This window comes from Stenotrophomonas sp. AB1(2024), assembly GCF_037482345.1.
Classification (GTDB): domain Bacteria; phylum Pseudomonadota; class Gammaproteobacteria; order Xanthomonadales; family Xanthomonadaceae; genus Stenotrophomonas.
In genome coordinates, this window is sequence record NZ_JBBHKO020000001.1 from 422,363 (window position 1) to 438,057 (window position 15,695).

Below are 15,695 nucleotides of genomic sequence, written 5' to 3' on the forward strand. Positions count from 1 at the left end.
AGCCCAGCCGCGCCGTCAGGTGTCTGGCGGAGCATCTTCTGATTCGATCAGAAGCGGGGCGTCCTCGCCCACGTGCTCGGTCTCGACAGAAATAGCGCGAGCACGATCACGGAGCTCCGTAAGCTTAGCAATTTCCGCCTTCTTCGCCTCGATTTCCTTAACAATTGCCTGATCTATTTCTCCATCAGCCTTCTGAGCTGGAGCGTCAGGCTCCTTTGGGACAGAAATATTGATTTCAACCTGCATACCCTGATTTAGGCGCTTAGCCAAATGCGACAAACCCTGCCTCAGCTGAGTCTCCAGTTCGTTGCCGCGCGCAGCATCAATATTCTTCCCATGCTTCTTTCTTACGTCCGAAGCGATCTTTCCAATTTCAGTCTTTACCCTTTTCTCAACCTCATCTTCTATGAGCTTTGTAATCTTGTCCGGAAGCTTCTTCTCTTGAAGTTGATTCGAGAGATTCTTGATTTCGAGATTTGTCTTGAATAGGTTAATTATCCGCTCAATAGCAAGCACCCAGATCCCAATCTGCTCAGGCGTCAAGTTGAGAAATACTTGCCACCAAGATGAAGCAATTGTCCTTACATCGGGCTCGTATTCATCCGAATCTCCACTCAGCTCGGCGATTGCCTTGGCGAGCTTATTGATGCTATCGAACTCCTTACTAAGCTCGCCGAGCTTCGTTCCTACGACCAACCTAGGAATCAAGAATCCAAGCTCGGACTCGCCTTCGGACACGCGCTCAAACTCCACCCCAAGCTTGTCCATTGATCGCTCCAACTGCTCGATCAACTCCAGCTTACGTACCAGCACTTCTGAAAATTTCTTTAAATCAGACGCCAGCCCATGCGGGTCAAAGTTTGCCGACCTGACCACCTCCGAAAGAGCTGCAGAAAAGGCAGGATTGACAAGGTGCTCTAGATTAAGCTCTCGAATAACCTGCTGTGAGAATGGCTGCAAAAGATCTTTATCGATAATCGAAGAGCTCTTTTCCGCACGCTGGATAGCCACCTTAAATCGCTGAAGATCGGACTCATCACGAGAGCTGGCATAGCTGGTCATACTAGAGACCGCCTCATCCAACGCACCAGTCAGATCAGCATCTTCAAAATGATTCTTAAGATCATAGACGACCGCATGAAACCGACCGAGATGCATTGCCATTCCTCTTTATGTAGAGCGACCAAAATTAAGAACGCTGACGCTGAGCCGACGCTATGAAAACAAGACCCCCGTCCAGCACGCGATGTCGCAGTTCGGCCAGCCTGCAATCTACCACTTAAAACAGCTGGGGCGACCCCTCCGTTCTGAGAAAAGAGGGCAACAGAACCGCGGGAGCAGACGCTCCTAAGAACGGCGGACATCGCTTGGCAGTTACAGGGCCCCATAGCACCGAACCGCAATGTTACTGAAGATTGGGTATTTGCCCCTTGATTTGGCCCTCCTCCGCCCCTACCCCTTGAGCCAGCCGCCGCGCACCGCGCGCCATCGACCTCAAGGAGCATCGCCCCATGACCGAGCAGACCCACAAAGAAACCCTGGGCTTCCAGACCGAAGTCAAGCAACTGCTGCAGCTGATGATCCACTCGCTGTATTCCAACAAGGAAATCTTCCTTCGCGAGCTCATCTCCAACGCCGCCGATGCTTCGGACAAGCTGCGCTTTGAGGCGCTGACCCAGCCGGGCCTGCTGGAGGCAGCCGGGCAGAGCCCGGCTCTACCGGGCAGCGGTGAACTGCGCATCCAGGTCAGCGTCGACCCGCAGGCGCACACCCTGACCATCGACGACAACGGCATCGGCATGAGCCGCGACGAGGCCATCGCCCACCTGGGCACCATCGCCAAGTCCGGCACCGGCGACTTCCTGCGCCAGCTGTCCGGCGACCAGAAGAAGGACTCGCAGCTGATCGGCCAGTTCGGCGTCGGCTTCTACAGCGCGTTCATCGTGGCTGACCAGGTCGACGTGTACTCGCGCCGCGCCGGCCTGCCGGCCAGCGAAGGCGTGCACTGGTCCTCGCGTGGCGAAGGCGAGTTCGACGTGGAGACCATCGACAAGCCCGAGCGCGGCACCCGCATCGTGCTGCACCTCAAGGACGACCAGCAGGACTTCGCCGATGCCTGGCGCCTGCGCGGCATCATCAAGAAGTATTCGGACCACATCGGCCTGCCGATCCAGATGGTCAAGGAACACCACGGCGAAGACGCGCCGGCCGAGGTCGAGTGGGAAACCGTCAACCGCGCCAGCGCGCTGTGGACCCGCCCGCGCACCGAGATCAGCGACGCCGAGTACCAGGAGTTCTACAAGCACACCGCGCACGACCACCAGGACCCGCTGGCGTGGAGCCACAACAAGGTCGAAGGCAAGCTCGAGTACACCTCGCTGCTGTATGTGCCCGGCCACGCGCCGTTCGATCTGTACCACCGCGACGCGCCCAAGGGCCTGAAGCTGTACGTGCAGCGCGTGTTCGTGATGGACCAGGCCGAGCAGTTCCTGCCGCTGTACCTGCGCTTCATCAAGGGCGTGATCGATTCCAACGACCTGTCGCTGAATGTCTCGCGCGAAATCCTGCAGTCCGGCCCGGTCATCGATTCGATGAAGTCGGCGCTGACCAAGCGCTCGCTTGACATGCTGGAGAAGCTGGCTGCCGACAAACCGGAGGTGTACGCCGGGTTCTGGAAGCAGTTCGGCCAGGTGCTGAAGGAAGGTCCCGCCGAAGACTTCAACAACCGCGAGAAGATCGCCGGCCTGCTGCGCTTCGCCTCCACCCATGACGCCAGCGGCGAGCAGAGCGTTTCGCTGGCCGATTACATCGGCCGCATGATCGAAGGCCAGGACAAGATCTACTTCCTGACCGGCGACAGCCACACCCAGGTCAAGGACAGCCCGCACCTGGAAGTGTTCCGCAAGAAGGGCATCGAAGTGCTGCTGCTCACCGACCGCATCGACGAGTGGCTGATGGGCTACCTGACCGGGTTCGACGGCAAGTCGTTCGTGGATGTGGCGCGTGGCGACCTCGACCTGGGCGCGCTGGAAACGGCCGAAGACAAGCAGGCGCAGGAAGCGGCCGCCAAGGACAAGCAGGGCCTGGTCGAGCGGATCAAGGGCGCGCTGGGCGAGGACGTGGCCGATGTGCGCGTGTCGCACCGCCTGACCGATTCGCCGGCCATCCTGGCCATCGGCGAACAGGACCTGGGCCTGCAGATGCGCCAGATCCTGGAAGCGAGCGGGCAGAAGGTGCCCGACAGCAAGCCGGTGTTCGAGTTCAACCCGGCCCACCCGCTGATCGGCAAGCTGGACCAGGAAGCCGATGCCAGCCGTTTCGGCGATCTCAGCCGCGTGCTGTTCGACCAGGCGGCACTGGCGGCTGGCGACACGCTGAAGGACCCGGCCGCATACGTGCGCCGGCTCAACAAGCTGTTGCTGGAGTTGTCGGCGTAAACGCAGCCTGGTCTTCAGCACCGCTTGGGCCGGCCAACGGCCGGCGCTACGAACCGTTACGGGCCCATTGGGATCGGGATCAACCGACCACGGCTCCGGTAGCGCCGGCCGTTGGCCGGCCCAGGCGGTGTTGGATCGCGCGACCCGACCCGCCAATGCACGCGGGCCGCACAGGCCCGGGTGATAACATAGCCCCCTGATTTCAGCGCCGAATCCAATGCTCAGCTTCTTCCGTCGCAAAAAGCCCCAGGACGCTCCGCAGGACGCGCCCAAGACCCAGCACTACTCGGCTGAAGAGCTGGCCGCCGCGTTCCCGTCCGCCGCCACTGAGGCCGAGCCGGTCGTACCGGCTGCAGCGCCCGCCGCGCCCGCCGCCGAGCCCACCCCCATGGCAGCACCGGTGACGACGCCCGGCGTCGACGCGGCCGCTCCCGTGAGCACGCCAGCGGCCCAGGTCGATGCACCCCGCATCGAAGCCGTGCAGGCGGCACCCACCCCGCTCTATCCGCCCGCCCCGGTCGTGGTCGCCACCGATATCGTGCAGGAAGCGGTGCAGCCGCTGGCCGCCCCGACCGCCTTCGATGAAGCGGCCCCCGCCGCGCCCGGCAAGACCGGCTGGCGTGACCGTCTGCGCAACAGCGTCATCGCGCGCAGTTTCGGCGGTCTGTTCTCGCGCAACCCCAAGCTCGACGACGACCTGCTGGATGAGCTGGAAACCGCGCTGATCACCGCCGACGTCGGCGTGGGCGCCACCACCGCGCTGGTGGAAGGCCTGCGCAAGCGCATGAAGGCGCGCGAATTCGTCGATGCCAATGCGCTGCTCAAGGCCCTTCGCGCCGACCTGATCGCCATCCTGCAGCCGGTCTCCCGGCCGCTGGTGATCGACCGCAGCGCCAAACCTTTCGTGATCCTCACCGTCGGCGTCAACGGCGTCGGCAAGACCACCACCATCGGCAAACTGGCCAAGCGTTTCAAGGATGACGGCCACAGCCTGATGCTGGCCGCCGGCGATACCTTCCGCGCCGCTGCCGTGGCGCAGCTGCAGGCCTGGGGCGAGCGCAATGGCGTAGCCGTGGTCGCGCAGGGCCAGAACGCCGATGCCGCGTCGGTGGCCTTCGATGCGCTGCAGGCCGGCAAGGCACGCGGCACCGAGGTGCTGATCGCCGATACCGCCGGCCGCCTGCATACCCAGGGCGGGCTGATGAACGAGCTGGGCAAGATCCGCCGCGTGCTGGGCAAGATCGATGAAAGCGCGCCGCATGAGGTGCTGATGGTCATCGATGGCACCACCGGCCAGAACGCGCTCTCGCAGCTTCGCCAGTTCCATGCCGCGGTCAACGTGACCGGCCTGGTGGTGACCAAGCTGGATGGCACCGCCAAGGGCGGCGTGGTGTTCGCGCTGGCGCGCGAATTCGGCATTCCGATCCGTTTCGCCGGCATCGGCGAGCGCCCGGAAGACCTGCGCGTATTCGACCCGGAGGCGTTTGTGGATGCGCTGCTGCCGGAAGCGCTGGGCGGCTGATGTCGCCCGCCAACGACGATGCCTTCGTCGGTCGGCTGTTGCCATGGTTCGACGGCCATGGCCGGCATGACCTGCCCTGGCAGCATCCGCGCACGCCGTACCGGGTGTGGCTGTCGGAGATCATGCTGCAGCAGACCCAGGTCGCCACGGTCATTCCGTACTTCCTGAAGTTCCTGACCGTGTTCCCCACCCTGCCCGACCTCGCTGCCGCCAGCAACGACGCGGTGATGGCGCAATGGGCGGGCCTGGGCTACTACGCCCGTGCACGCAACCTGCATGCCGCCGCACAGCGCTGCGTGGAACAGCATGGTGGCGACCTGCCGCGCGATGTCGATGCACTGCATGCACTGCCGGGGATCGGCCGCAGCACCGCCGGCGCGATCCTCAGCCAGGCCTGGAACGACCGCTTTGCGATCCTCGATGGCAACGTCAAGCGCGTGCTCACCCGCTATCACGGCATCGATGGATTCCCCGGTCTGCCGGCGGTGGAGAAAGTGCTGTGGGCGCTGGCGCAGCTGCACGTAGAGCATGTCCCTGCCGGCCGCCTGGCCGATTACACGCAGGCACAGATGGACCTGGGCGCCACGGTCTGCACCCGCAGCCGGCCGGCCTGCGTGATCTGCCCGCTGCAGGGCGATTGCGTGGCGCGCCGCGAAGGCCGCAGCGATCAGCTGCCTACCCCGAAACCAGGCAAGGTCCTGCCCGAGCGCGAGGCGGTGGCCCTGCTGCTGCGCGATGGCCAGGGCCGGGTGCTGCTGCAGAAGCGGCCGGACACCGGCATCTGGGCGCAACTGTGGACGCTGCCGCAGGCCGACAGCGGCACCGCGCTGCAGGACTGGTTCGACGCGCATGTGCTCGGCTCGCTGGAGGATGCCGAGGAGCTGCCGGTGCTGCAGCACACCTTCAGCCATTACCGGCTGCATCTGCAGGTCCTGTCGCGGCGGGTCGATGGCCTGCGCGGCGAGGAGCGTGGCCTGCGCTGGGTCGCGATGCAGGAGCTGCCAACATTGGGCCTGCCCGCGCCGATCCGCAAACTGCTGGAAAATGGCGGTGTCCCGCCCGCCCCCGCCGCACGCCGTAAACTACGCGCTGCAACGACTTTGAAGAACATCGAGTAGCCCATGCCCCGCACCGTTTTCTGCCAGTACGAACAACGCGACACCGAAGGGCTGGATTTCGTGCCCTATCCCGGCGAGCTCGGTCAGCGCATTTTCAACGGCATCGGCAAAACCGCCTGGGCCGCGTGGCTGGCCCACCAGACGATGCTGATCAACGAGAACCGGCTGTCGCCGCGCGACCCGAAGCATCGTGCGTTCCTGGAGGAAGAGCTGGTCAAGTACCTGTTCAGCGGTGGGGCGGAGAAGCCGGCCGGGTTCGTGCCGGAGGCGTAGGCCGGATGGCCCGCGGATGCATGGCGGTGTCCGGCACAACATCGTGCCCGCCGCCCCTAGTTTTCGGGCGGGGGCGGGGCCTGGTCCGCTTCGCGCTCCTGCACCTGCGCCTGGCGCATTTCCTGCTCCGAGGCGCGCAGCGCCTTGACGTCGAGCTTGCGGATCGTGCCGATGAAACACGGTACGGTCGGGCCGCTGTTAGGGTCACGCACCAGCACCCGATCGAAGCGCGATGACACCTGGCCCGTCTGGCTGGTCAGCCCGATCGCGGTGGCATAGCTGAGCCCGTAGCACGGGCCGCGAAGTTCGATCAGGTAGGCCTCGCTGGGGCGGGTCCACACCGCCAGCGCGCTGTCGCCCAGTTCGGTCCAACCATTGAGCGAGCCGAAGTACCTCATCGAGGGCTGCGGCGGGCCCGCATGAGCGCGGTACAGCTCCAGGCGTTCGGCGCTGGTCAGGCGGCCGGTGGCGCAGCCGGCCAACATCAAGCCCATTGCAACGATGGCGATAAGCGTCTTCATGGCACCTCCGCGGTGATGGACAAGGCGATCATGCACCCGCTGTCGCCGGCCCGCAGGGACGGGCTGGCGGCTGTTCAGCTGCCAGCTCAGACCTCGGCGTGCGCCAGAGCGTGCAGCCGGCCTTCGCGCAGTTCCAGTACGCGGTCCAGCTTGCGCGCCAGGCTGCGGTCGTGGGTCACCAGCACCAGGCTGGTGTGGTGGGCGCGGTTGAGCTCCAGCATCAGCTCGAACACGGTCGCGGCGGTCTTGTCGTCCAGGTTGCCGGTCGGTTCGTCACCCAGCACGCAGGCCGGGCGGTTGACCAGCGCGCGGGCCACGGCGGCACGCTGGCGCTCGCCACCGGACAGCTCGCCCGGCTTGTGCTCCAGGCGGTGGCCCAGGCCAACCGATTCCAGCAGCGCCTGTGCGCGGGCCCTGGCGTCGACGACCTCCTCACCGCCGAGCAGCACCGGCATCATCACGTTTTCCAGCGCGGTGAATTCGGGCAACAGGTGGTGGAACTGGTACACGAAGCCCAGCGCACGGTTGCGCAGTCGGCCGCGCTGGCCATCGGACAGGGAGGACATCTGGTTGCCGGCCACGAACACCTCGCCGGCGGTCGGCGTATCCAGCCCGCCCAGCAGGTGCAGCAAGGTGCTTTTGCCGGCGCCGGAAGCACCGATGATGGCCACCGTCTCGCCAGCGGTCACGCTCAGGTCCAGGCCGTTGAACACCGGGGTCTGCATGCGGCCTTCGGCGTAGGTCTTGGCCAGTCCCTGCGCGCGGATCACTTCGTCGCCGCGGTTGATCGGCTCATTCATAGCGCAGGGCCTCCGCCGGCTGGGTGCGGGCAGCGCGCCACGCGGGGTACAGGGTGGCCAGGAAACTCATGACCAGCGCGATGACGGTGATGATGACGATGTCCGGGGTCTGCATGTCGGTCGGCAGGCCGGTGATGTAGTACACGTCTTCGGGCATCAGCTTGACGTTGAACAGCGTCTCGATCGCGCCAAGGATGCGCTCCAGGTTCAAGGTCAGGGTGATGCCGCCAACCACGCCGAGCACGGTGCCGAAAATGCCGATCAGCGAGCCCTGCACCATGAACACCTGCATCACTCCGCCCGGGGTCAGGCCCAGGGTGCGCAGGATGGCGATGTCGGCCTGCTTGTCGGTGACCAGCATCACCTGCGAAGACACCAGGTTGAACGCGCCCATGGCGATGATCAGCGAGAGCAGGATGCCCATCACCACTTTTTCCATGCGCAGCGAGTGGTACAGGTTGGCGTTCTGCTGGGTCCAGTCGCTGACCCGGTAGCCGCCGCTGAGGCCGCGGGCAAGGTCGATGCCCACCTCCAGCGCCTTGTCCATGTCATGCAGCTTCAGGCGCACGCCGGTGACCCCGTCCATGCGCAGCACGCGCTCCAGGTCGGCCATGTTGGCGTAGGCCACGCCGCGGTCGATTTCGTTGTAGCCGGCCTCGAAGATGCCGCTCACGGTGAAGCGCTTCAGCCGTGGCATGGCGCCGACCGGGGTGCCCTGCACTTCGGCAAGCGTCACCAGCACGGTGTCGCCGACGTCCACGCCCAGCCAGATCGCCAGTTCCTGGCCGACCAGCAGGTTGTAGCTGCCTTCGGTGAGGCTGTCGAAGCTGCCCTTCTTGAGCTTGGTGTTGATCACCGACACCGCCGGCTCCAGCGCGGGGTCGATGCCCTGCACGATCGCACCCTGCACGCGCGGGCCACTGAGCATGGCCTGGATCTCGATGTAGGGGGCGGCGCCGGCCACGCGCGGATCCTTGCGGGCCACGTCCACCGCATGCTGCCAATCCGACATCGGCGCGCCGTCGGCGGTGATGGTGGTATGGGCGGTCATCTGCAGCAGGCGGTCGCGGATCTCCTTCTGGAAACCGCTCATCACGGCCAGTGTCGTGATCAGTACGGTCACGCCCAGCGCAATGCCCAGGATCGAGGCCATGGAGATGAAGGAGATGAAGCCGTTGCGGCGTTTGGCCCGCAGGTAACGCAGGCCGATGGCTACTGGTATGGGTTTGAACATGCAGGTACGCCGGACAATTCACCCTATGGTGCCATCACGGAGGTGAACGCGGAATGGGACGGGCCCGGATCGCCAGTCGCAGTTCACGTCGGCGTTGCGGCGGCAGGGTGTCGGGCCAGAACAGGCAGGCCTGGCGGCGGCCGCGCTGGCGCCAGCTCAGCTGCAGGAGCGGGCCGCGGTCATGCAGTGCGAGGGCGTCCACGGGCTGGCCATCGACCTGGGCGGGCGCGTCACCGTGGGGGATCAGGACCGCCTGCGGTGCGCGGCGGACATAACGCCAGCCCTGCCACGCGACCCCTGCCCCGGTCAGCAGACCCAGCGGCCACTGCGCGGCGGCGGGCAGTGCGCTGGCGATGGCTGCCCACGGCATCAGCAGGGCGAACAGCAGGTGCGCGGCGGCCTGCCAGCGCGAGGGGCGCCACTCAAGCCGGCAGGGCGCGGATCCGGGCGATGAGGACGGTGAGCTCGGCATCCGGGCATACCTCGTAACCCATGAACCAGCGCCACAATTTATCGTCTTCGCAGTCGAGCAGGCGCAGGAAAACGTCGCGTTCGTGGGTGGGTGCAGTGGCCCATTGGCGGTCGAGGTAACGCTCGAACAGCTGGTCCAGTTCGCGCATGCCGCGGCGGCAGCGCCAGCGGAGTTTCTTGAGGAGGGTTGCTTCGTCCATTTCGGTGATTCCAGACTAGAGCACGTCATCCGAGTGCGCGGCAGTACACGGGCGCGTGGCGACGCGCTGAAAACAAAGGCGCCCCCTATGTCAAGGGGGCGCGGCTTCGCCGTCATGCCTTGGCAGCCACGCAGGGCGTGGCTCTACGATCAGGCGCGGCGCGCCATCATCAGCTTCTTGATCTCGGCGATCGCCAATGCCGGGTTCAGGCCCTTCGGGCAGGTGCGGGCGCAGTTCATGATGGTGTGGCAACGGTACAGCTTGAACGGGTCTTCCAGGTCGTCCAGGCGCGCACCGGTGTCTTCGTCACGCGAGTCGACGATCCAGCGGTAGGCCTGCAGCAGGATCGCCGGGCCCAGGTAACGCTCGCCATTCCACCAGTAGCTCGGGCAGCTGGTCGAGCAGCACGCGCACAGGATGCACTCGTACAGACCATCGAGCTTCTTGCGGTCTTCCGGCGACTGCAGGCGCTCACGGTCCGGCGGCGGCGGGGTCTGGGTGCGGATCCACGGCTTGATCGAGGCGTACTGTGCATAGAAGTGGGTCAGGTCCGGTACCAGGTCCTTGATCACGCTCATGTGCGGCAGCGGGTAGATCGGCACTTCGGCCTTGCCGCAGTCGGCAATGGCGCGGGTGCAGGCCAGCGTGTTGGTGCCGTCGATGTTCATCGCGCACGAACCGCAGATACCCTCGCGGCACGAACGACGGAAGGTCAGCGACGGGTCGATCTCGTTCTTGATCTTGATCAGCGCGTCCAGGACCATCGGGCCGCAGGCGTCCAGATCGATCTCATAGGTATCGGTACGCGGGTTGCTGTCGTCGTCGGGACTCCAGCGGTAGACCTTGAAGGTTCGCAGGTTCTTCGCGCCGGCGGCGGCGGGGAAGTGCTTGCCCTTGGTGATCTTGGAATTCTTTGGCAGGGAAAACTCGGCCATGGCTGCTCTCGTTGGCTCAGGCGGCCCGCGCCCTCAGGGCGCGGATTGCATGGTGGGGGTCGCGATCAGTACACGCGCGGCTTCGGCGGCACCACGGCAACCTCGTCGGTCAACGTGTACATGTGCACCGGGCGGTAGTCGAAGCTGCACTTGCCGTTGTCATCGACATTGACCAGCGTGTGCTTGTGCCAGTTGACGTCGTCGCGATCCGGGAAGTCCTCGTGTGCGTGCGCACCGCGGCTTTCCTTGCGCTGTTCGGCCGAGTTGATCGTCGCCACCGCGTTGAGCAGCAGGTTGTTCAGCTCGTAGGTTTCGATCAGGTCCGAGTTCCAGACCAGCGAACGGTCGGTGACCTTCACGTCCTGGAACGAATCGAACACCTGCGCCATCTTCGCGCAGCCGTCCTTCAGCGTTTCGCTGGTACGGAACACTGCCGCGTCGGCCTGCATGGTGCGCTGCATGCGATCGCGGATGACCGAGGTCGGGGTGTCGCCGTTGGCGTAACGCAGCTTGTCCAGCAGGCCCAGCGCCTTGTCGCAGGCGTCGGCGGCCAGCGGCTTGTGCGCGGCGCCCGGCTTGATGGTCTCGGCGCAGCGGTTGGCCACCGCACGGCCGAACACCACCAGGTCCAGCAGCGAGTTGGAGCCCAGGCGGTTGGCGCCGTGCACCGACACACAGGCCGCTTCACCGATGGCGTACAGGCCCGGCACCACGGCGTCGGGGTTGTCGCCATCCTTGCGCACCACTTCACCGTGGAAGTTGGTCGGGATGCCGCCCATGTTGTAGTGCACGGTCGGGATGACCGGAATCGGCTGGGTATGCACGTCGACGCCGGCGAAGATGCGGGCGCTTTCGGCGATGCCCGGCAGCTTCTCGTCGATCACGCCCGGGCCAAGGTGGGTCAGGTCGAGCAGGATGTGGTCCTTGTGCTCGCCGACGCCGCGGCCTTCGCGGATCTCGATGGTCATCGAACGGGCCACCACGTCGCGCGAGGCCAGGTCCTTGTAATGCGGTGCATAGCGCTCCATGAAGCGCTCGCCATTGCTGTTGCGCAGGATCCCGCCTTCACCGCGGACACCCTCGGTGATCAGGCAGCCCGCACCGTAGATGCCGGTCGGGTGGAACTGCACGAACTCCATGTCCTGCATGGCGATGCCGGCACGCATGGCCAGGCCGCCACCGTCGCCGGTGCAGGTGTGCGCCGAGGTGGCGCTGAAGTAGGCGCGACCATAGCCGCCGGTGGCCAGCACCACGCCCTGGGCGCGGAACAGGTGCAGCGAGCCATCGGCCATGTCCAACGCGAGCACGCCGCGGCAGACGCCTTCCTCGTCGAAGATCAGGTCGAGCGCGAAGTACTCGATCATGAAGCGCGCGTTATGGGCCAGCGACTGCTGGTACAGCGTGTGCAGCATGGCGTGGCCGGTACGGTCGGCCGCCGCACAGGTGCGCTGCGCCGCCGGGCCTTCGCCGTACTTGGTGGTCATGCCACCGAACGGGCGCTGGTAGATCTTGCCCTCTTCGGTACGGCTGAACGGCACGCCGTAGTGCTCCAGCTCGATGATGGCCGGAATGGCCTCACGGCACATGTACTCGATGGCGTCCTGGTCGCCCAGCCAGTCCGAGCCCTTGATGGTGTCGTAGAAGTGGTAACGCCAGTCGTCCTCGCCCATGTTGCCCAGCGCGGCGGAAATACCGCCCTGCGCGGCCACGGTGTGCGAACGGGTCGGGAAAACCTTGGTCAGGCAGACGGTCTGCAAGCCCTTGGCGGCAAGACCGAACGTGGCACGCAGGCCGGCACCGCCGGCGCCCACCACGACCATGTCGTACTTGTGTTCCGTAATCTTGTAAGCGGACATCTACTCTGGATTCCTGTTTTGGTGCCTGGACTCAGGCAACGCCGAGCGCAATGCGGGCGACCGCAAAAACACTGACGATCGCGCCCAGCACGGCAATGAACTTCACCGTGGTCTGCAGCGCCAGGGCCAGCAACGAATTATGGATGTAGTCTTCCAGCACGACCTGCAGACCGATCTGGGCGTGCCAGAACATGGCGACCAGGAAGCCGACCAGCAGCACCGCGTTCCACGGCTTGGACACCGCGTCGGCGGCGGTCACGTAATCGGCGTTGATCAGGCTCAGCACGAACACCAGGAACCAGAGCGTCAGCGGGATCAGGGCGGTGGCGGTCAGGCGCTGCAGCACGAAGTGCTCGGTGCCGGTCTTGGCCGCGCCGAGGCCACGCACGTTCTTCAACGGGGTACGGAACTTGTTCATGCGGCGGCTCCCAGGAACACATAGGCCCAGACCAGCGCGGTGATCACCAGGCTGGCGATGACCGACAGCCAGCTGCTGCGCACGAAGGCGGGAATGCTGAAGCCGATGGCGAAGTCCTGCACGATGTGGCGGATGCCGTTGCAGAAGTGGTAGGCAAACGACCAGGTCCATGCGAACAGGAAGAGCTTTCCATACCAGCTGCCGGCGTGGCCGGTGAAGCAATTCCAGGATTCAGGACCCATCATCAGGGCCAGCAGGCCGCCGGCGATGATCAGGGCTCCAACAGACAGAAAGATGCCGGTCGCTCGATGCAGGATCGAGGTGGCCATCTGAATCTGCCAGCGATACACCTGAAGGTGCGGGGAAAGGGGACGTTCTCTGGCGGCCATTCGCTGGGCTCGTTGTCTCGGCTGGGCGGCACAATGCCGCGTTGGCTCAATGCTGATCAGAAATCGATGCAGCGTCCGTTTTTCTCCCAATCTCCATACCGCACCGGATCTAGTCCGCCGCGGCCACCGATTTCCACAGGCACCACCGGCGTATCGGCGAGCGGCTGCTCCTCCGGTACCAGCGGGGCTTCAGGTTCGGAATCTGGAGTGGGGGTTGTTTGGCCTATCATGGGTGGTCTCGCAACGCACAAATTTTAGACCCCGTTCACGTGCCTGACAACCTGCCCCTCGATTTCAGTGGTTTTCCGCGCCTTTCCGGTCACGCGCTGCTCAGTCTGCGTGGCGTGGAAGCGGCGGCGTTCGCGCATGCCCAGTTCGCCAGCGATGTCACTGCCCTGCCCCTGCGGCACTGGCAGTGGAGTACCTGGCTGAGCGCCAAGGGCCGCACCCTTGCTGTGTTTCAGCTGTTGCGGCTGGATCAGGAGCACGTACTGCTGGTGCTGGCCGACGGCGACGCCGATGCGATTGCGTCGCAGTTACAGCGGTTCGTGTTCCGCCGCAAGGTCACGCTTGAGGTGCGCACCGACCTGGCCGTGGCCGGCAGCTTCACCGCGCCGGAAGCGGCTTCCGGGGCTGCCATTGCGCAGGAAGGCGATGCATTGGAGCTGGACGTGGGCAGCGATGCGTTGCCGCGCACTCTGAAGATCGCACCCGTGCCTGCGGACATGGCCGCGACGGATTCCGCGTTTGAACTGGCCTGGCGCCAGTCGGACCTGCGCTATGGCGTGCCGCGCCTGGCGGCCGACCAGCGCGAACAGTGGACCCCGCAGCAGCTCGGGCTGGACCGGTTGAACGGTTACAGCGTGAAGAAGGGCTGTTATCCCGGCCAGGAAATCGTGGCGCGCACCCATTTCCTGGGCAAGGCCAAGCGCGTGCTGCAACTGCTGCGCGTGGCCGACGGCGTCGAGAGCGGCGCCAAGGTGCAGCAGAACGGCGCCGATATCGGTACCGTCGCCAGCGTCGCCGGCGACCTGGCCTTGGCGGTGTTGCCGCTGGAGATGGCGGCCGACCCGTTGAGCGTCAACGGCGCCCCGGCGCATGCCGTACCGTTGCTGGACGACCTCGCCCGCTGATGCCTTGCGCAGCCACGCAGGGCGTGGCTCTACGCCCCAACCAAAATTGTTCGTTCGCCCCCAAACCGCCCGACCCAGGGTCGTAGTGACACGCCATGCGTGTCAACGCCATGCCGAACGAAGCCCGCGAACCGCCCTGCGTGGCTGCGCGATGCCGGCCACCACGATGCATCAAACGTCGTGGTTCAACCGCTCACCGGATTCGGCATCAAAGAAATGCAGCCCCTGCGGCTGGATCGCCACGCGGATCGTGCCACCCACCGCCGGCAATGCCTGCGGCGCCACGCGCATCACCAGCGCCTGGTCGCCATGGGTCATGTTGACGAAGATCTCGTTGCCGACCGGTTCGATGCCCTCGACGGTGGCCTCGAACGCGGTCGCATCGCCCGGCGCCGCCGGCTGCAGATGCTCCGGCCGAACCCCGACCGCCAGCGTCCGCCCGATCCAGGCCGGATCGATCGTCGCCTCGCCCAGCGGCGCGCGCAGCGCCGCTTCCTGCACCACCACCCCGCCATCGCCGCGCTGCAGCGTACCGCGCAGCACGTTCATCGCCGGGCTGCCGAGGAAGCCTGCCACGAACAGGTTGGCCGGGCGGTCGTACAGCGCCATCGGCGTGTCGATCTGCTGGATCACCCCGTCCTTGAGCACCACGATGCGCTGGCCCAGGGTCATCGCTTCGACCTGGTCATGGGTCACGTAGATCATCGTCGTGCCCAGCTTGCGGTGCAGCTGGGCGATTTCGGTGCGCACGCTGTGGCGCAGCTTGGCATCGAGGTTGGACAACGGCTCATCGAGCAGGAACACCGCAGGTTCGCGCACCAGCGCACGGCCCAGCGCCACGCGCTGGCGCTGGCCGCCGGACATCGCCTTGGGCAGCTTGTCGAGCATTTCAGTCAGGCCCAGCGTCTGCGCCGCCTCGTTGACCCGCTTGGCAATGGTTGCCTTGTCGTGGCCTCGCAGCTTCAGGCCGAACGCCAGGTTCTCGGCCACGGTCATGTGCGGGTACAGCGCATAGCTCTGGAACACCATGGCGATGTCGCGGTCCTTGGGCGCCACATCGTTGACCATCCGGTCGCCGATGCTCAGCGTGCCATCACTGATTTCCTCAAGGCCGGCCACCATGCGCAGCAGGGTCGACTTGCCGCACCCCGACGGCCCTACCAGGACCATCAATTCCCCATCGGCCACTTCGAAGGTCGCCCCCTGGACGGCCACCTGGCCGTTGTCGTAGACCTTGCGCACGCCCTGCAACTGCACTTTTGCCATATCACCCATTCCAGTCCGCCCGCTGCCGGGCTGTTGATGCGGAACTGCCTTCGGCCCTCCCGATGGCAGGTCGATGGCGTGGTGCCGCATGACGGCGACCACTGCAATCGAATACAGTCTGC

Annotated in this window: 17 protein-coding genes; 5 read left to right on the forward strand and 12 right to left on the reverse strand. The window is 65.2% G+C overall.

The window, feature by feature from the left end; genetic code table 11:
• Positions 1-15: 15 nt before the first annotated feature.
• Positions 16-1,164 (reverse strand): hypothetical protein, encoded by a 1,149-nt coding sequence (locus WIX41_RS01820; protein WP_339445480.1) that lies wholly within the window; start codon positions 1,162-1,164, stop codon positions 16-18.
• A gap of 347 nt (positions 1,165-1,511) precedes the next feature.
• On the opposite strand from WIX41_RS01820, the gene htpG reads away from it, so the two are divergent.
• The 4 genes from htpG to WIX41_RS01840 all read left to right on the forward strand — a co-directional run bounded on the left by htpG (position 1,512) and on the right by WIX41_RS01840 (position 6,350).
• The gene (gene htpG / locus WIX41_RS01825; protein WP_339445481.1) at positions 1,512-3,437 is read left to right on the forward strand and encodes a molecular chaperone HtpG; all 1,926 of its coding nucleotides are present in this window, start codon (positions 1,512-1,514) and stop codon (positions 3,435-3,437) included.
• A gap of 217 nt (positions 3,438-3,654) precedes the next feature.
• Complete coding sequence (ftsY, locus tag WIX41_RS01830) at positions 3,655-4,959, forward strand: signal recognition particle-docking protein FtsY (RefSeq protein WP_339445482.1); 1,305 nt, start codon at positions 3,655-3,657, stop codon at positions 4,957-4,959.
• Positions 4,959-6,077, forward strand: coding sequence for an A/G-specific adenine glycosylase (mutY, locus tag WIX41_RS01835; RefSeq protein WP_339445483.1), 1,119 nt, complete (start codon positions 4,959-4,961; stop codon positions 6,075-6,077). Before ftsY ends, mutY begins: the two co-directional genes overlap by 1 nt.
• A 3-nt stretch (positions 6,078-6,080) precedes the next feature.
• Positions 6,081-6,350 (forward strand): oxidative damage protection protein, encoded by a 270-nt coding sequence (locus WIX41_RS01840; protein ID WP_339445484.1) that lies wholly within the window; start codon positions 6,081-6,083, stop codon positions 6,348-6,350.
• 56 nt (positions 6,351-6,406) lie between these two features.
• Here WIX41_RS01840 and WIX41_RS01845 read toward each other — a convergent pair whose 3' ends face one another.
• The 10 genes from WIX41_RS01845 to WIX41_RS01890 form a co-directional block, all read right to left on the reverse strand.
• On the reverse strand, positions 6,407-6,871 hold the full coding sequence (locus tag WIX41_RS01845) for a DUF6491 family protein (RefSeq protein WP_339445485.1): 465 nt from the start codon (positions 6,869-6,871) through the stop codon (positions 6,407-6,409).
• Positions 6,872-6,957: 86 nt separating this feature from the next.
• Positions 6,958-7,671: a lipoprotein-releasing ABC transporter ATP-binding protein LolD gene (gene lolD / locus WIX41_RS01850; protein ID WP_339445486.1), complete on the reverse strand. Its 714-nt coding sequence runs from the start codon at positions 7,669-7,671 to the stop codon at positions 6,958-6,960.
• Positions 7,664-8,905, reverse strand: a complete 1,242-nt coding sequence (locus WIX41_RS01855; RefSeq protein WP_339445487.1) for a lipoprotein-releasing ABC transporter permease subunit — start codon at positions 8,903-8,905, stop codon at positions 7,664-7,666. The genes lolD and WIX41_RS01855 overlap by 8 nt, the downstream gene beginning before the upstream one ends.
• Positions 8,906-8,939: 34 nt before the next feature.
• On the reverse strand, positions 8,940-9,377 hold the full coding sequence (locus WIX41_RS01860) for a hypothetical protein (RefSeq protein WP_339445488.1): 438 nt from the start codon (positions 9,375-9,377) through the stop codon (positions 8,940-8,942).
• Positions 9,328-9,576, reverse strand: coding sequence for a succinate dehydrogenase assembly factor 2 (locus tag WIX41_RS01865; protein WP_339445489.1), 249 nt, complete (start codon positions 9,574-9,576; stop codon positions 9,328-9,330). Before WIX41_RS01865 ends, WIX41_RS01860 begins: the two co-directional genes overlap by 50 nt.
• Positions 9,577-9,725: 149 nt before the next feature.
• Positions 9,726-10,511, reverse strand: a complete 786-nt coding sequence (locus tag WIX41_RS01870; RefSeq protein ID WP_339445490.1) for a succinate dehydrogenase iron-sulfur subunit — start codon at positions 10,509-10,511, stop codon at positions 9,726-9,728.
• Between the two features lie 65 nt (positions 10,512-10,576).
• Positions 10,577-12,367 carry a succinate dehydrogenase flavoprotein subunit gene (sdhA, locus tag WIX41_RS01875; protein ID WP_339445491.1) on the reverse strand — a complete coding sequence of 597 codons (1,791 nt, stop codon included), beginning with the start codon at positions 12,365-12,367 and terminating at the stop codon, positions 10,577-10,579.
• Positions 12,368-12,398: 31 nt separating this feature from the next.
• Positions 12,399-12,785, reverse strand: a complete 387-nt coding sequence (gene sdhD / locus WIX41_RS01880) for a succinate dehydrogenase, hydrophobic membrane anchor protein (protein WP_339445492.1) — start codon at positions 12,783-12,785, stop codon at positions 12,399-12,401.
• Positions 12,782-13,174: a succinate dehydrogenase, cytochrome b556 subunit gene (gene sdhC, locus WIX41_RS01885; protein WP_339445493.1), complete on the reverse strand. Its 393-nt coding sequence runs from the start codon at positions 13,172-13,174 to the stop codon at positions 12,782-12,784. The genes sdhD and sdhC overlap by 4 nt, the downstream gene beginning before the upstream one ends.
• A gap of 56 nt (positions 13,175-13,230) precedes the next feature.
• Positions 13,231-13,404, reverse strand: a complete 174-nt coding sequence (locus WIX41_RS01890; protein WP_214901414.1) for a DUF1674 domain-containing protein — start codon at positions 13,402-13,404, stop codon at positions 13,231-13,233.
• A gap of 39 nt (positions 13,405-13,443) precedes the next feature.
• On the opposite strand from WIX41_RS01890, the gene WIX41_RS01895 reads away from it, so the two are divergent.
• Entirely contained in the window at positions 13,444-14,307 is an 864-nt protein-coding gene (locus tag WIX41_RS01895) for a YgfZ/GcvT domain-containing protein (RefSeq protein WP_339445494.1), read from the forward strand.
• Between the two features lie 171 nt (positions 14,308-14,478).
• Here WIX41_RS01895 and WIX41_RS01900 read toward each other — a convergent pair whose 3' ends face one another.
• Positions 14,479-15,573 carry an ABC transporter ATP-binding protein gene (locus WIX41_RS01900; protein WP_339445495.1) on the reverse strand — a complete coding sequence of 365 codons (1,095 nt, stop codon included), beginning with the start codon at positions 15,571-15,573 and terminating at the stop codon, positions 14,479-14,481.
• Positions 15,574-15,695: the final 122 nt, after the last annotated feature.

Bases quoted from the DNA above. Each gene is read 5' to 3' on its own strand.
- WIX41_RS01820 (WP_339445480.1), bottom strand. From the start codon at position 1,164: ATGGCAATGCATCTCGGTCGGTTTCATGCGGTCGTCTATGATCTTAAG.
- htpG (WP_339445481.1), top strand. From the start codon at position 1,512: ATGACCGAGCAGACCCACAAAGAAACCCTGGGCTTCCAGACCGAAGTC.
- ftsY (WP_339445482.1), top strand. From the start codon at position 3,655: ATGCTCAGCTTCTTCCGTCGCAAAAAGCCCCAGGACGCTCCGCAGGAC.
- mutY (WP_339445483.1), top strand. From the start codon at position 4,959: ATGTCGCCCGCCAACGACGATGCCTTCGTCGGTCGGCTGTTGCCATGG.
- WIX41_RS01840 (WP_339445484.1), top strand. From the start codon at position 6,081: ATGCCCCGCACCGTTTTCTGCCAGTACGAACAACGCGACACCGAAGGG.
- WIX41_RS01845 (WP_339445485.1), bottom strand. From the start codon at position 6,871: ATGAAGACGCTTATCGCCATCGTTGCAATGGGCTTGATGTTGGCCGGC.
- lolD (WP_339445486.1), bottom strand. From the start codon at position 7,671: ATGAATGAGCCGATCAACCGCGGCGACGAAGTGATCCGCGCGCAGGGA.
- WIX41_RS01855 (WP_339445487.1), bottom strand. From the start codon at position 8,905: ATGTTCAAACCCATACCAGTAGCCATCGGCCTGCGTTACCTGCGGGCC.
- WIX41_RS01860 (WP_339445488.1), bottom strand. From the start codon at position 9,377: ATGCCGAGCTCACCGTCCTCATCGCCCGGATCCGCGCCCTGCCGGCTT.
- WIX41_RS01865 (WP_339445489.1), bottom strand. From the start codon at position 9,576: ATGGACGAAGCAACCCTCCTCAAGAAACTCCGCTGGCGCTGCCGCCGC.
- WIX41_RS01870 (WP_339445490.1), bottom strand. From the start codon at position 10,511: ATGGCCGAGTTTTCCCTGCCAAAGAATTCCAAGATCACCAAGGGCAAG.
- sdhA (WP_339445491.1), bottom strand. From the start codon at position 12,367: ATGTCCGCTTACAAGATTACGGAACACAAGTACGACATGGTCGTGGTG.
- sdhD (WP_339445492.1), bottom strand. From the start codon at position 12,785: ATGAACAAGTTCCGTACCCCGTTGAAGAACGTGCGTGGCCTCGGCGCG.
- sdhC (WP_339445493.1), bottom strand. From the start codon at position 13,174: ATGGCCGCCAGAGAACGTCCCCTTTCCCCGCACCTTCAGGTGTATCGC.
- WIX41_RS01890 (WP_214901414.1), bottom strand. From the start codon at position 13,404: ATGATAGGCCAAACAACCCCCACTCCAGATTCCGAACCTGAAGCCCCG.
- WIX41_RS01900 (WP_339445495.1), bottom strand. From the start codon at position 15,573: ATGGCAAAAGTGCAGTTGCAGGGCGTGCGCAAGGTCTACGACAACGGC.